The organism is Sulfurimonas sp. (assembly GCF_029027405.1).
Taxonomy (GTDB): domain Bacteria; phylum Campylobacterota; class Campylobacteria; order Campylobacterales; family Sulfurimonadaceae; genus Sulfurimonas.
On sequence record NZ_CP093396.1, the window covers coordinates 860,079 to 877,212 of the forward strand.

Annotated in this window: 8 protein-coding genes; all 8 read left to right on the forward strand. The window is 31.5% G+C overall.

Going from position 1 to position 17,134, the window contains the following annotated elements; genetic code table 11:
• Nucleotides 1-6: 6 nt before the first annotated feature.
• Nucleotides 7-4,344, forward strand: coding sequence for a type VI secretion system Vgr family protein (locus tag MOV42_RS04035; protein WP_324172514.1), 4,338 nt, complete (start codon nt 7-9; stop codon nt 4,342-4,344).
• Nucleotides 4,345-4,418: 74 nt separating this feature from the next.
• Nucleotides 4,419-4,859, forward strand: coding sequence for a hypothetical protein (locus MOV42_RS04040; protein WP_324172508.1), 441 nt, complete (start codon nt 4,419-4,421; stop codon nt 4,857-4,859).
• Nucleotides 4,860-4,866: 7 nt separating this feature from the next.
• Nucleotides 4,867-7,728 carry a type VI secretion system Vgr family protein gene (locus MOV42_RS04045; protein WP_324172509.1) on the forward strand — a complete coding sequence of 954 codons (2,862 nt, stop codon included), beginning with the start codon at nt 4,867-4,869 and terminating at the stop codon, nt 7,726-7,728.
• Nucleotides 7,721-9,073 carry a tetratricopeptide repeat protein gene (locus tag MOV42_RS04050; protein WP_324172510.1) on the forward strand — a complete coding sequence of 451 codons (1,353 nt, stop codon included), beginning with the start codon at nt 7,721-7,723 and terminating at the stop codon, nt 9,071-9,073. The genes MOV42_RS04045 and MOV42_RS04050 overlap by 8 nt, the downstream gene beginning before the upstream one ends.
• Nucleotides 9,073-11,667: a phospholipase effector Tle1 domain-containing protein gene (locus tag MOV42_RS04055; RefSeq protein WP_324172511.1), complete on the forward strand. Its 2,595-nt coding sequence runs from the start codon at nt 9,073-9,075 to the stop codon at nt 11,665-11,667. Before MOV42_RS04050 ends, MOV42_RS04055 begins: the two co-directional genes overlap by 1 nt.
• Nucleotides 11,668-11,765: 98 nt before the next feature.
• A complete protein-coding gene (locus MOV42_RS04060) occupies nt 11,766-12,284 on the forward strand; it encodes an Hcp family type VI secretion system effector (protein WP_324172502.1) in 519 nt (172 codons plus the stop codon).
• Between the two features lie 116 nt (nt 12,285-12,400).
• Nucleotides 12,401-16,387, forward strand: coding sequence for a type VI secretion system tip protein TssI/VgrG (tssI, locus tag MOV42_RS13975; RefSeq protein WP_416385443.1), 3,987 nt, complete (start codon nt 12,401-12,403; stop codon nt 16,385-16,387).
• Nucleotides 16,384-17,022 (forward strand): hypothetical protein, encoded by a 639-nt coding sequence (locus MOV42_RS04075; RefSeq protein WP_324172515.1) that lies wholly within the window; start codon nt 16,384-16,386, stop codon nt 17,020-17,022. The genes tssI and MOV42_RS04075 overlap by 4 nt, the downstream gene beginning before the upstream one ends.
• Nucleotides 17,023-17,134: the final 112 nt, after the last annotated feature.

Sequence of the window (17,134 nt, forward strand, 5' to 3'; positions counted from 1 at the left end):
TAAAATATGTCTAAACTAATTTACTTAAATAACACTCTAAAGCAAAAAACCAAACTCCATAAAACCATAACAGCCCAACTAAAACTATCTGAATATAATCAAGCAGATACTATGATGCAAGGAAGAGACTCCTATAGCGTATATGAACTAGAAGGTAAAAGTTCAATCTTAACTGGATACGAATATAAACTTACCTTCATAAGTGATGAAGAGATAAATGTAGAGGATATAGTAGATACAGAAACAGAGCTACACTTAAGAGATGAAACAAGCCCACTAAATTCTAAAAAGATATATGGAAAAATCATTGAAGCTAAAGAGAATGGAAGTGTAGCAAGAAAAAAGCTTTACCAAATAAAAATAGTATCCCCTCTACACTATCTTTCACTTAACCAAAGATATGAAGTCTATCAAGAGATGAATGTACCTGATATCATTTCATCTATCATTGCAAAATATTCAGTACTACTAAATATTCAACTTGATGTAAAAATAGATACTCAAACTATACCAAAGCGTCATACTTGTACACAGTATAAACAAAGTGATTTTGAATTTATTAAAATGTTGTGTGAAGAAGAAGGTTACATCCTTCTAATAGATGCATCTTCAAATAATCCATACACAGTTACCCTATGTGAACTAAACGAACATGCTCCACTAAATACAGAAATCATAGAATGTACATATAATAAAGTTAAAACATTTTCAACATCAGCACAAGCACAAGACTATTATGAAAATAAAAAGCCTTCCTTAGACTTCAGTATACAAGCAGGACAAGTAATGCATAGTCATACTTTTGCTGATAATGAAGTAACATCCCAATTACGCTCAGATATAAAAAAAGAGACTCTCCGTGATAGACTTGATAAACTAGATGAGTCTCTGTATAAAGACCTCTCTCGTTATGCAAAGATAGATGCAGAGCAAGGATTCTCACAAGGTATTAGAGTTCTAGGAAACTCAGAAGAGTTAAGTGTTAATGATGGAGTGGTTCTAAACCTAAAAGATATTAAAGGACATAAGAATACTCAAGTAATTGTTCTAAGTGTAAAGTATAAAGCAACATTTCCAAATGCCTTAGATGAGTATGCTCAAGTTGCAGATGATGAACAACAAGCACAGTACAGTGTAGAGTTCATAGCAATCCCAAGTGAAGTTATATATAGACCACAAGTAATTACTTCTAAACCACGAATCCACTCTATACAAACAGCAATAGTTTCAAATACAGATAAAGATACTCAAAAGTTTGCAAATGAAATAGATGTAAACGAAAGAGGAGAGATAAAAGTAATATTTCACTTTGATGAAAAGAGACCGACCTCTGCTTATGTACCACTCTCAAATATTTATAGTGGAGATGGCTACGGAGTACAGTTCTTACCTAGAGTTAACTCTGAAGTAATAGTAAGCTTTATAAATGGAGATATAGATAGACCAATAATAACGGGAGCCTTGCACAATGGAGAGAACCGACATCCATTTAACCTGCCAAAAGAAAAAACAAAGTCATTTATAAAAACCCAAACAACACCCCAATACGAAGATAAAGAGGGATATAATGAACTACTCTTTGAAGATAAACAAGGAGAAGAGTTACTAAGCCTAAGAGCACAGAATGATTATGAACTAAATGTACTAAACAATAGTAATACACATATAGCAAATAATAAAAAAACAATCATAGATAATGACCTAGAACTCTCTGTACAAAACGATTCAACCCAAACAATAGGAAATGATAAGAAAGTAAATATACTAGGTAATGAGATAAAGACAATAGAAAAAGAGCAAATACTAACAATCAAAGAAGACCAAGAGATACATATACTTAAAGACTCAAACTCTATTGTTAATAATAACTCATTTAATGTTGTTCAAAAAGATTTAACACAAAGAGTAAAAGGTTTCTCTACCTCTTTTGTAGAAAAAGATACTCAACAAAAACACCTAGGTAGTAAATACCAACAAGTAGGAGAGAACTTAGCTATAGAAGTAAAAAAAGCATACTCCCTAAAAGCAAAGACCATAAAACAAGCAGCAAAAACTATAGAGCTAGACTCAGCAAAGGGAATAAGCTTGAAAGTTGGAGGAAATGTTCTAACAGTAGATAGCTCAGGTATACACTTTAAAACATCAAACTATGATGATAACTCAGCAAACGCAGGAGTCACCTCAAAAACAGTTAGTATAGAAGACTTGAAAAAACCACTCTATGAAAAGATAAGAGTAATAGGAATGCAAACATCAATCTCTAAACAAGATAAGATTACACAAGAACTTATATATACAGCAAAAGTAGAAAAATATGAAGATGGAACATGGAGTGAGACCACAGAACTAAACCCAACACAAACAGCTCAACTAAAATGGTACTTCATAAAAAACAATGATAAGCAAGATAGAGATATATTAACAAACACACCAACAGATGATGAGATAGAGATAGATGCTCTCATAATGAAAGTAAAACTACAAGATGATAATATACAACACTACGGACATGCACACTGCTTTGTAAATAGCCCAGAAGATGAAACAGAGGGTTATGGACTAAGTGAACTAAAACGCCAAGTAAATGTAGTAGAAGTCTTAGGTAAGAATATAGTTGAACCTCACTCTACTAAAATAAACTATAGTGTTGAACTAAACATAGATAACCCAACAAAAGATGAGATAAAAGATTTAAAAGTAGAGATACAAGAAAAAGACTCTTCAGGTAAAGTAACAACTATAGAAGAAAAAGTAAAAGATGACCTAAGCGTAGAACATAAACTTAAAGTAAAAAAAGAAGATGAACCTAAACTAGTAGAGATAAATATAAAAGTATACCCAAGAGAGTATCCAAAAAACACAGCAGAGACCATCTCTTATGTAAGACCTACACTTGAAGGTGAAATAACAAATGTTTCAATAGATAAACCAACACAAGCCTTCGCTAAAGTAGTAAAACCTGATGAAGAGATAATAATAAAAGCAAATGCAAATATTGGAGAAGGAATAGAAATACAACTAGATATAGTTACTTTGCTAAAAAACATCAATGAACCTAAAGTATGTAGCTTCGAAGAGTATGTTAAAAACAAAGAGATTCAAAAAACATTAACTATGCAAGAAATAGCAACAATGCTAAGTATAGATATAAATGATATACAAGATATACAAGCAGTAGTGAAACATAAAGATAAAGAGTATAAAAGTAATACTGTAAAAATCGTACAATATGAAATTAAAGCTTTATATTTTTCTGTACAAGGCTCAAAACTTCAAGGGACAAATGTACCTTTAGGTGCTAAAGTAGATGTTATAGCACATGGAACAAGTAATACTACAGCTACAATAGAAGTGCTTGTTAATAAAAAACCATTCAAAGTTTTAAAAGATGGACAAGAAGTTACGAGCTTTGATGTTGTATTTGATGAGAGAGGGTACTCTTCTACAGAAGTAGAGTTACGAGTAAAAAGTGATGAAGAGTTTAAAACACTCATAAATAGATTTTCTCCACAAATAGGAAGAAATATAATAACAGAACCACTAGCACTTAAAGCAAAGATTTCAAAAAATAACTACTATAAATCATTAGAAACTGATGATACAAATACTATAGGTCTTAACCATTATCAAACATATATAAAAGAGGCTACAATAATAGACCCTAAAAATGGTAAAGTTCATGCAAAATTGAAAGTGAAACAAGATGGTGAGAATGTAATATTTATGGATAGCATGACAGGAGAACTTATTGCTACTGCACCATTAGATAATATTGTAAGTTCAATGGGTAATATTAATAACGGTCTTGGTGGACTGACAAAGGGTATGGAATATGTTGATGGAACATTTGCCACAACAAATACTAAAGGGGTAAATCTTAAACATTATAGTAATAGTTGGGGTGGTAATCAGTATGTGAAGACTTATGGGATGTCGGCTGTAAGTCAAAGAATTAGTAGAGGGACACTTTTGATAAGTTTAGGTGTAGGATACTATCAAATTAACTCAGCTTATGAGCATGACACAGTAGAAATAAAAAAACATTACAACCAAAACCCTAGTAAAATAGAAAAAATCGGACAATATACAGAGCAACAAATAGGAAGTACTGTTTTAGGGTTTGCTGGGGGAGCTGTAACATCTAAAGTAGTTTTCTTAGCAATAGTGGCTCTTCCATTTGAATTACCAATTTTAGCTGTATTAGGTGCTGCCCTTATAGTCGGTGGGATAGCAGGTTGGGCACTTTCAGAAGCTGGAGATGCGGGAGTGGAGTTAATTCAAGAGACTAAAGGTAGTACGATAATAAATGATTACCCACTACATAAACATTTAGAAGGACATTAATGAAAAATATAGAATATTTTTATAATGTAATATATTACTTTTTTTATAGGGGCGTTATACAAACGTCTAAAGGTATGGATTTAATATTATATCCTTTAAAAAAACTCATACTTTTAATTATAGATATTCCATTTTTTCGTCATCAATATACGAAAAGAGGCATTGCTGATCCTGCAGAAATGATAGAAAGTAGAACAAAGAAGTTTACAGAAAACCCAAAACTTAGTTTAGCAACAATAATTGGCGGAGGGATAAGTATGTCTGTAGTTATGACTCTATATATAGGTTTTTATAATATTACAAGAAATCTACTTTTCCCAACATTTGAAGATTTCTTTGGTTATGTATTAACGGTTACTGGTAGCTTGGCTTTTATAACAGATATGATTTTTGTTAAGGAAAAATATTTCAAAGAATTCAACAACAAAAAAGGATGGTGGCGTATTAAGTGGTCTATTATCACGGCACTAAGTCCGTTTGTTGTGATTTTATTTGCAATAGCAACTATTAGATGATAAAAAAATGGGTCACATACCAAATTTAAATATACTCTCTATAATTGACAAAAGCATCTCAGCCCAACTAAAACTATCTGAATATAATCAAGCAGATACTATGATGCAAGGAAGAGACTCCTATAGCGTATATGAACTAGAAGGTAAAAGTTCAATCTTAACTGGGTACGAATATAAACTTACCTTTATAAGTGATGAAGAGATAAATGTAGAGGATATAGTAGATACAGAAACAGAGCTACACTTAAGAGATGAAACAAGCCCATTGAACTCTAAAAAGATATATGGAAAAATCATTGAAGCTAAAGAGAATGGAAGTGTAGCAAGAAAAAAGCTTTACCAAATAAAAGTAGTATCCCCTCTACACTATCTTTCACTTAACCAAAGATATGAAGTCTATCAAGAGATGAATGTACCTGATATCATTTCATCTATCATTGCAAAATATTCAGTACTACTAAATATTCAACTTGATGTAAAAATAGATACTCAAACTATACCAAAGCGTCATACTTGTACACAGTATAAACAAAGTGATTTTGAATTTATTAAAATGTTGTGTGAAGAAGAAGGTTACATCCTTCTAATAGATGCATCTTCAAATAATCCATACACAGTTACCCTATGTGAACTAAACGAACATGCTCCACTAAATACAGAAATAATAGAATGTACATATAATAAAGTTAAAACATTTTCAACATCAGCACAAGCACAAGACTATTATGAAAATAAAAAGCCTTCCTTAGACTTCAGTATACAAGCAGGACAAGTAATGCATAGTCATACTTTTGCTGATAATGAAGTAACATCCCAATTACGCTCAGATATAAAAAAAGAGACTCTCCGTGATAGACTTGATAAACTAGATGAGTCTCTATATAAAGACCTCTCTCGTTATGCAAAGATAGATGCAGAGCAAGGTTTTTCACAAGGTATTAGAGTTCTAGGAAACTCAGAAGAATTAAGTGTTAAAGATGGAGTGGTTCTAAACCTAAAAGATATTAAAGGACATAAGAATACTCAAGTAATTGTTCTAAGTGTAAAGTATAAAGCAATATTTCCAAATGCCTTAGATGAGTATGCTCAAGTTGCAGATGATGAGCAACAAGCACAGTACAGTGTAGAGTTCATAGCAATCCCAAGTGATGTTATATATAGACCCCAAGTAATTACTTCTAAACCACGAATCCACTCTATACAAACAGCAATAGTTTCAAATACAGATAAAGATACTCAAAAGTTTGCAAATGAAATAGATGTAAACGAAAGAGGAGAGATAAAAGTAATATTTCACTTTGATGAAAAGAGACCTACCTCTGCTTATGTACCACTCTCAAATATCTATAGTGGAGATGGCTATGGCGTACAGTTCTTACCTAGAGTTAACTCTGAAGTAATAGTAAGCTTTATAAATGGAGATATAGATAGACCAATAATAACGGGAGCTTTGCACAATGGAGAAAACCGACATCCATTTAACCTGCCAAAAGAAAAAACAAAGTCATTTATAAAAACCCAAACAACACCCCAATATGAAGATAAAGAGGGATATAATGAACTACTCTTTGAAGATAAACAAGGAGAAGAGTTACTAAGCCTAAGAGCACAGAATGATTATGAACTAAATGTACTAAACAATAGTAATACTCATATAGCAAACAATAAAAAAATAATCATAGATAATGACCTAGAACTCTCTGTCCAAAACGATTCAACCCAAACAATAGGAAATGATAAGAAAGTAAATATACTAGGTAATGAGATAAAGACAATAGAAAAAGAGCAAATACTAACAATCAAAGAAGACCAAGAGATACATATACTTAAAGATGCTAACACCATCATCAATAATAATCAAAAAACAATCATAGAACAAGATCTTATCCAAAGGATAAAAGGTCAAGTAACTCACTATATAGAAAAAGACCAAAAAGAGAAATACTTAGCAAATCTATTTTTACAAATAGAAGCAGAACTTGGGATTGAAATAACAAGCTCTTACCATTTAAACGCAAAAACAATTAAACAAGAAGCTGAAACTGTAGAAATAGAAGCAAGTGATGGAATAAGCCTAAAGTGTGGTGGAAGTGTTCTAACTGTAGATGGAGGAGGGATTCATCTAAAAGCATCAAAAGTTGATACTGACTCAGGAAATGCAGGAGTAACAGCGAGTAAAATTGCTATTGCTAAAATAGAAAAACCACTCTATAATAAACTCAAAGTTACAAAAGTTGAAGCAAGCATTACTAAACAAGATGAGATTACCCAAGTATTAACATACACAGCTAGTGTAGAAAAGTTTGAAGATGGTGCATGGAGTGAAACAACAGAACTTACAACAACACAAGAGGCACAAATCAACTGGTACTTCATTAAAAATAATGACCAAGAGAATAAAGATATATTAACAGACAACCCAACAGATGATACCATTAATATCAAAGGTTTAGAAATGTCTGTTACACTCGAAAAAGAGAATATCTATAAACACGGACATGCTCATGCATTTGTAGTTGATGCAGTTGAAGAGGGATATGAAGTTACTGAACTTAAACGTATGCTTGAGGTAGAAGATATTCTCGTTAATATCACGAACAATGACAATAAAGAGTTTGAAGCTCAAGCAATATATAATGTTGATGAGATTACTGAAGAAGAAAAAGCAGAAACAAGATGGACAGTAGAAGGTAAAGATGTTCCTGAGTCAAATGCAAAAGGGACAATGACTCATACCTATAAGGGTGAAAAACTAGACCTTAAAATAACAGCATATATAGAAACAACTCAAATGAATGTCGCCGTTGCACATGCCAATTTTGCAGATAGTGAAGAAGAGATAAATGGAGAAGAAAAAAGTAATGAATAGATTTTTATTAATAATATTATTTTTACTAACAGCATTAAATGCGGATGTTTCAATATGTACAGATAAGTTAGAAACTACAAATAAATATATAGAGTGTTTAAAAAAAGAAGTTAATAATAGTAAATCTGTAGAAGATATAAACTTCTTAGCAGGTTACCTTGTTACTAAAAATAGATTTGATGAAGCTATTAATCTTTACAAACAAGCAACTCTTCAAGATGATGCAAAAGCTATGTACTATCTTGGTGGAATTTATGAAGAGCAGAAAAAAGAGTATGACCTTGCAGTAAAATGGTTTAAAAAAGCAGCAGATAAAAATTATAAGGACTCGGTATATAGAGTAGGTTCTATTTTAGAAAAAAAGCTACTTAAAGAAGATGAAGCTATTGCTTATTATCAAGAGTGGATAAAAAAAGGTAATGTTGAAGCATATAACTATCTTGGGAATCTCTACCTAGATAAAGAGGACTTTCAAAAAGCAAAGAAAGAGTATCTAAAAGGTGCTAAAAAAGCTTCCAAAGAATCTTACTACCTTTTAGGAAGTCTTCATGAAGCCTATATAGAAAATGGACTTAATGATGCAATTGATTATTATAAAGAAGGGGCAGAGTTAGGTGAGTATAAGTCTATTTATAATCTAGCAGTGCTGTATGATAATATGGCTAAATATGATAAATCTCAAATATGGTATAAAAGGGCAATGGCACTTAATAATAAAGATGCTTATTTTGGATATGGTCATATGCTTAGAAAAAAAGGCGACTTAAAAGGGGCATTAAGTGTCTTAGAAGAGCTTGGTAAACTTGGTGATGGTCGAGGATATTGGGGAATGGCTCAAATATATATCAATGAATACAATGATTTTGAAAAATGTAAAGAGTATTGTTTGAAAACTATTGAGAATGGAAATGCAAGAGGGGCTAGTTTACTTGGATATATTTATTTAAAAGACCTTAAAGATAAAGAAAAAGCTATTAAATGGTACACGAAAGCTTATGAAATGAAAGATTGCAAAGGAACTGAAGACTTAGTAATAGTTTATGAAAAATTAAATGATGAAAAAAAATCTATGGAATGGCTAGATAAAGCAGATGCCATGGGTTGTGGCTTTGCTGGGTTTAGACGCGGATATGTTTATCATGATAAAAAAGATTATAAAAATGCAATAAAGTGGTATAAAAGAGGTGCAGAATTGGGAGATGAAGATTCTGCCACTAGTTTAGGGTATATATATTCTGTAGAATTAAAAGATAAAGATAAAGCAATTTATTGGTATAAAAAAGCCTCTAAACTTGGAAATAAAAAAGCTCAAAAATGGATTAAAAAACTAAAGGCACAAAAATAATGTCAGAAATAAAAAGAGGTTCATCAAATGTCTATTATCATGATACAGAGTTTATGCATGTTGTACGGTTTTTTTATAATAATAGCGGAGTCGCTGCCGCGCAGAATGCTAGAACAAGATGGGCTTTTTTAGTAGTTGGACGAGATGAGTTAGGCGATGCGTTTCTAAATGATAAAGCAAAAAGTAATGAAGATAGAATTAATGAGATAAAAGACAGATACCTCCCACTTTTACAAGAGTGTGTAAATGCAAAAGATGAACCTGCCTTTACTTTAGATAAAACAAAAATATCTGAGTTTAGAACTTATCCTTCAAAGTTTAAAAATAAATGGATAATTCGTCAAAGTACACCGTCTAAAGATGCTAATAAGTTAAAAAGTCTTCTAAAAGGCTTTGGTTTTTTTGATGAAGCTTCTGTGTTAAAAAATGATGAAAATATGCATTCAAATTTTGGATACCTTAGGCTAGATGTTAAAATCTGTAATCAATACTTATATGCTGATAATATAGAAGATGAAGCTTATGCTTTAGTAGCACTCCCTTATATATACAATAAAAAAGATGATGTTTATGATGTACTAGTTCTAAGTGAACATGCTTCTGTTTCTTTGATGCCAAAGGTTCTAGTTGAGTATGGAGTCTTTTTCGATGGAACTAAAAACAGTATGTATAATGTAGACTTTAATCTTGATTTTCATAAGTATCTTAGTGAGCAAACTAAAATTGTTTTGGATACGGATGCTGAAAAGCGTCCTATTATGAAAAAAGATGTACATAATGAAAAATTCTATCCAAATGCAGCAACATACATAAGAGAAGTTGATGAACCAAGAAAAGATGTAATCATCAATAGAATTCGTGACGAAATCCAAGAAAATGTCCGTTATTTCCAAAACTCATCAAAAGACAAGATAAACAACGAAGATACAAAATATAAGTCTTGGTTTCAAGATAGAGCATCAGATCATTCAGATAAAGTCTATGACTTTCTTATAGATATTAAAGATGGAAAGTTAAATAAAGATACTGAGAAAGCTGTTAAAGATGGGATAATACTAGATGCAGACACACAAGAGTATAAAGAGACTCTAGTAAAAGAGTATGTATATGATGAGATTCTTCCCTCAGGGGAGGGTAGTAGTTTTGTGAATGGATATACAAATATCAAACGTTTGTTCGAACATTACAAAGCTTATGATCCCTTAAATCTAAAAGACTCAGAGCCAAGGAAATATATAAAAGACAGCTTTAAAGTCTATGCTAGTGGAGATGGTTGTATAGACCCTTATGAGAGTGGGAAACTAAAGTCAGATAGTAAGATAGGTTTAGGATTGGCATTTGGAAGTACCGGTGTATTAGCCCATATAGTATATACCTGCGATAAAATAGCTAAAAACTTACGTCATAATAATTATAACTTAGTAAATGAATTGGTTCTTGATGTTTTTGGATTCTCACGTGGAGCGGCAGAAGCAAGACACTTTGTGAGTTCTATAATGAAAGAGTATGATGTCCAGACATCTGATACAACACGTAAATATACACTAAATACAAGTGATGAATCAAAAAACATATTTTCTCCTTTTTATCCAGAGCAAGGTGGTGTTTATACAAAGGTAGAAGGACGTTACTACTTTAATCCTCTACGAACAGATATTGAAAAAATTACTGTTACAAAAAGTGTAGGTCGGAATAAACGAGATGTAGACTACTATAATCCATATTACAAAAAATATGCAAGAAAACTACAGATAGATTCTGTTTCGTTTCGTTTTATAGGGATTTACGATACTGTAGCTCATTATGGGATTTGTCAAGCAAATGATAATAAAGATTTAAATTTAGATTTTAAAGAGGCTAAATTAGGAAGACTTGTTCATCTCACAGCTGAAGATGAGTACAGAAAAAACTTTGCTATGACACATATTACTGAGAGTGCTTCTAAAAAGTTTCAAGAAGATTCAAAAATGAAAGAGATAGCTCTTCCTGGGGCACACGCTGATGTCGGTGGTGGTTATATGGATAAAGAAAAGAGTCCTCGTTATATCGCTGATGAGAATGAAAAATTGCTTCTTAAATGGAATAAAAAGTATGAGTGGATAAAGAGCAGTCCAGACTTATTTGTAGAGGCAGCTGAAGATATAAAAGAAATTAAGCGAAATAAAAAAGCTGGTTTTTATAGAATTAAAAACTTGATTGAAGATGATAATTTATATATATACAGACCAAAAATTTCAAATAAGTATGAGTATGTTAGCTTGAAGCTTATGCACACGGAAGCTTTGAACTCAGATGATAATTCAGAAAAAGTTCCTTTTGAAGATATCTCAACTCAATATAAAATTGATTCAAGAAATAATAAATTTTTATATAAAGTATACAAAGAGCTAAGAGAAGATAAATTCGAAATGCATGGTGATTTACATAAAGAGTTAAGACAAGGATATCTTCATCATTCAGCTGATTTAGATGGAATAGCTCCTATTGATGTAAATATGCCTTCAATGGACAACTATACCAATAAGAAAGTGGAAATTTACGGCAAAAGAGTTAAATATAGCTCAACAAAAAAACAGTCTTGCTTTATTAGTTAACTTCGATAATTGTAATATAACAAATAAGCATATTTTTTAAGTTGTTTGTTGTATTTTAAAGACTATAATAAAACTCAAATTAACTATAAGGAAATTAAATGGATAATCCAGTTTTTATGTCAATCGAGGGTAGCACACAAGGTAATATAACAGAAGGTGCAACAACACCAGAATCAGTAGGTAATATTTATCAGAATGGTCATGAAGATGAGGCGATAGTAAAAGCATTTACTCACAACATCAACATCCCACGCAATACGACTACAGGTCAGCCAACAGGTCAAAGAACTCATAACCCATTGATTGTTACTAAACTAATTGATAAGAGTTCACCACTTCTTTATAATGCACTAACTAAAGGTGAGACTTTAAAGAAAGTAGAACTTAAATGGTATAGAACTTCATATGCAGGTAAACCTGAGCATTACTACAGTATGACTCTTGAAGATGCTGTAATAACTAATATGGATGCATCAATGGAATCTCAAGAGAGTGCATCAGCGGCTCAAGTTATGCCTCTTGAAGTAGTATCTTTTTCTTACAGAAAGATTTCTTGGAGACATGAAACTGCTAGTACATCTGGAGAAGATGACTGGAGAGTAGGTGTAGGTGCGTAAGCCCCTATACTTTATTTCGGGGAAACCCGGAAAATAAGTTTTAGTGTGAAAAGTATATTTTAGTACTTTTCATACCAAAGTTTATTAAGTATCTAAGTATCTTTAAAAGGTAGAAAATGTCACAACTAGCATCTCCCATGAACAGTAAAATCCACCAACGAATCTCAGCCCAACTAAAACTATCTGAATATAATCAAGCAGATACTATCATGCAAGGAAGAGACTCCTATAGCGTATATGAACTAGAAGGTAAAAGTTCAATCTTAACTGGATACGAATATAAACTTACCTTTATAAGTGATGAAGAGATAAATGTAGAGGATATAGTAGATACAGAAACAGAGCTACACTTAAGAGATGAAACAAGCCCACTAAACTCTAAAAAGATATATGGAAAAATCATTGAAGCTAAAGAGAATGGAAGTGTAGCAAGAAAAAAGCTTTACCAAATAAAAATAGTATCCCCTCTACACTATCTTTCACTTAACCAAAGATATGAAGTTTATCAAGAGATGAATATACCTGATATCATTTCATCTATCATTGCAAAATATTCAGTACTACTAAATATTCAACTTGATGTAAAAATAGATACTCAAACTATACCAAAGCGTCATACTTGTACGCAGTATAAACAAAGTGACTTTGAATTTATTAAAATGTTGTGTGAAGAAGAAGGTTACATCCTTCTAATAGATGCATCTTCAAATAATCCATACACAGTTACCTTATGTGAACTAAACGAACATGCTCCACTAAATACAGAAATCATAGAATGTACATATAATAAAGTTAAAACATTTTCAACATCAGCACAAGCACAAGACTATTATGAAAATAAAAAGCCTTCCTTAGACTTCAGTATACAAGCAGGACAAGTAATGCATAGTCATACTTTTGCTGATAATGAAGTAACATCCCAATTACGCTCAGATATAAAAAAAGAGACTCTCCGTGATAGACTTGATAAACTAGATGAGTCCCTGTATAAAGACCTCTCTCGTTATGCAAAGATAGATGCAGAGCAAGGTTTTTCACAAGGTATTAGAGTTCTAGGAAACTCAGAAGAATTAAGTGTTAATGATGGAGTGGTTCTAAACCTAAAAGATATTAAAGGACATAAGAATACTCAAGTAATTGTTCTAAGTGTAAAGTATAAAGCAACATTTCCAAATGCCTTAGATGAGTATGCTCAAGTTGCAGATGATGAACAACAAGCACAGTACAGTGTAGAGTTCATAGCAATCCCAAGTGAAGTTATATATAGACCACAAGTAATTACTTCTAAACCACGAATCCACTCTATACAAACAGCAATAGTTTCAAATACAGATAAAGATACTTCAAAGTTTGCAAATGAAATAGATGTAAACGAAAGAGGAGAGATAAAAGTAATATTTCACTTTGATGAAAAGAGACCTACCTCTGCTTATGTACCACTCTCAAATATCTATAGTGGAGATGGCTATGGCGTACAGTTCTTACCTAGAGTTAACTCTGAAGTAATAGTAAGCTTTATAAATGGAGATATAGATAGACCAATAATAACGGGAGCTTTGCACAATGGAGAGAACCGACATCCATTTAACCTGCCAAAAGAAAAAACAAAGTCATTTATAAAAACCCAAACAACACCCCAATACGAAGATAAAGAGGGATACAATGAACTACTCTTTGAAGATAAACAAGGAGAAGAGTTACTAAGCCTAAGAGCACAGAATGATTATGAACTAAATGTACTAAACAATAGTAATACACATATAGCAAACAATAAAAAAACAATCATAGATAATGACCTAGAACTTACCGTACAAAACGATTCAACCCAAACAATAGGAAATGATAAGAAAGTAAATATACTAGGTAATGAGATAAAGACAATAGAAAAAGAGCAAATACTAACAATCAAAGAAGACCAAGAGATACATATACTTAAAGACTCAAACTCTATTGTTAATAATAACTCATTTAATGTTGTTCAAAAAGATTTAACACAAAGAGTAAAAGGTTTCTCTACCTCTTTTGTAGAAAAAGATACTCAACAAAAACACCTAGGTAGTAAATACCAACAAGTAGGAGAGAACTTAGCTATAGAAGTAAAAAAAGCATACTCCCTAAAAGCAAAGACCATAAAACAAGCAGCAAAAACTATAGAGCTAGACTCAGCAAAGGGAATAAGCTTGAAAGTTGGAGGAAATGTTCTAACAGTAGATAGCTCAGGTATACACTTTAAAACATCAAACTATGATGATAACTCAGCAAACGCAGGAGTCACCTCAAAAACAGTTAGTATAGAAGACTTGAAAAAACCACTCTATGAAAAGATAAGAGTAATAGGAATGCAAACATCAATCTCTAAACAAGATAAGATTACACAAGAACTTATATATACAGCAAAAGTAGAAAAATATGAAGATGGAACATGGAGTGAGACCACAGAACTAAACCCAACACAAACAGCTCAACTAAAATGGTACTTCATAAAAAACAATGATAAGCAAGATAGAGATATATTAACAAACACACCAACAGATGATGAGATAGAGATAGATGCTCTCATAATGAAAGTAAAACTACAAGATGATAATATACAACACTACGGACATGCACACTGCTTTGTAAATAGCCCAGAAGATGAAACAGAGGGTTATGGACTAAGTGAACTAAAACGCCAAGTAAATGTAGTAGAAGTCTTAGGTAAGAATATAGTTGAACCTCACTCTACTCAAATAAACTATAGTGTTGAACTAAACATAGATAACCCAACAAAAGATGAGATAAAAGATTTAAAAGTAGAGATACAAGAAAAAGACTCTTCAGGTAAAGTAACAACTATAGAAGAAAAAGTAAAAGATGACCTTAGCGTAGAACATAAACTTAAAGCAAAAAAAGAAGATGAACCTAAACTCGTAGAGATAAATATAAAAGTATACCCAAGAGAGTATCCAAAAAACACAGCAGAGACTATCTCTTATGTAAGACCTACACTTGAAGGTGAAATAACAGATGTTTCAATAGATAAACCAACACAAGCCTTCGCTAAAGTAGTAAAACCTGATGAAGAGATAATAATAAAAGCAAATGCAAATATAGAAGATGGTTCAGAAGTAGAACTGAATATAATTACATTCCTAAAAAACATCTATGAACCTAAAGTATGTAGCTTCGAAGAGTTTGTTAAAAACACAGAGATTCAAAAAACATTAACTATGCAAAAAATAGCAACAATGCTAAGTATAGATATAAATGATATACAAGATATACAAGCAGTAGTCAAACATAAAGATAAAGAGTATAAAAGTAATAAAACAAGTATACAAAGAACCCTAAAATCAAAACTCTACAAAGAAGATAAAGTTTTAAATGATATAGTAGAAGATATACAAAAGACAGTATTAAAAAAAGGTTCTAAAGGTAATGAAGTAAAACTTATACAAGAAGCTCTTCAAAAGATGAAAATAGATATAGGTAGTGATGGTATAGATGCTAAGTTAGGAAATGATGGAGAACAAGCAGTAATGACTTTCCAAGAGAACTATAAAGCAACACATAATACTCATCAATACAATCAAAGTAAAGCTGACGGAGTAGTAGGAAAGAACACACTACTTGCTTTAGATGAGGCTTTGGTTGAGGGGTGGGGGTTTGTTGAGCTTGAAACTATATATATAAGAGTAAAACGAAAATGGGAAACAACAAAGTCAACAACATCAGAAATTACAATTGATAATACTGATTTTTCGGCATTTGTTTTAGAAGAAAATGGACCGTCAACTGCAACTCCTGACCTTGATAGACGTATTCCTACTGGAACATTTAATTTAATATGGCATTACAGTAAGCAATATAATGGCTATTTAAAACTTTATAATGATGTTGTTCCTGCATCTAGAGGTATATTGATACATATAGGGAATAACCCTACAAATACCGCAGGTTGTTTATTGGTTGGGAACACAAAAGCAAAAAACTTCGTCGGAGACAGCATAAATGCACATTCTAAATTTTTAAATACAGTAATTAAAAAAGGTAAAACAAAAATAAATAAAAAAGGAAAGATAACTAATATGAAGTTAATTATTACAGATGAGTTTAAAAAATGATAAAGTTTTTACTCGGAATGGCATTTTTTATTCAAATATTAAATGCAAGTTGTCAATTAAAATCGTTCGAAAATAAGAGTGTCTCAATTCAAGTTTTAAAGAAATCAAAAGAGAACTTAGAAATATCAAAAGAAAATTTGGAATACCAAAAAAATTACTTCATTAACTTTCCAAACACTTTTAATGATTTTAAAATGTACCTTGGCTTAAGAAGTGATACCTTTGGTTTTGAGAATAATATAACGGAATCTCCATTATTTAATCAACATATGAGTTATATTGATTTATTTTTTCAATTAAATAAAATTCAAAAAGAGTGTTTATATGAAAAAATAATCAATGTGTTTCAAAATGGGCATGCTCAAGTTGATGCAGTTAATTTTTTTGTATATTTAACTAATGGAGTAATGGAAGAAAATCAACGAAAGTTCATAAAAATTTTATCAAAGAGAACAGATAAAGAACAAAAATCTTTTTGGTATTTATATTTTGATGGTCCTCATCCAGAAAAAAAACTTCCTAAACATTTGGAAAATATTAAAAAACTGAATGAAAATACATATAGTATTATGATATCAGCTCTTAAACAAGTTCAGCAGGATAGGGCGAGTGAAGATGATGGACATGGGCACTAAAAATAGAACCAGTTAATATAGTTTTTATTCAAATGATAAAAATCATGTTCAGCATCCAATATTCAATAAGAGGGTAACAAATGACAAAAATAATGTTCCCTCATAAAGAACT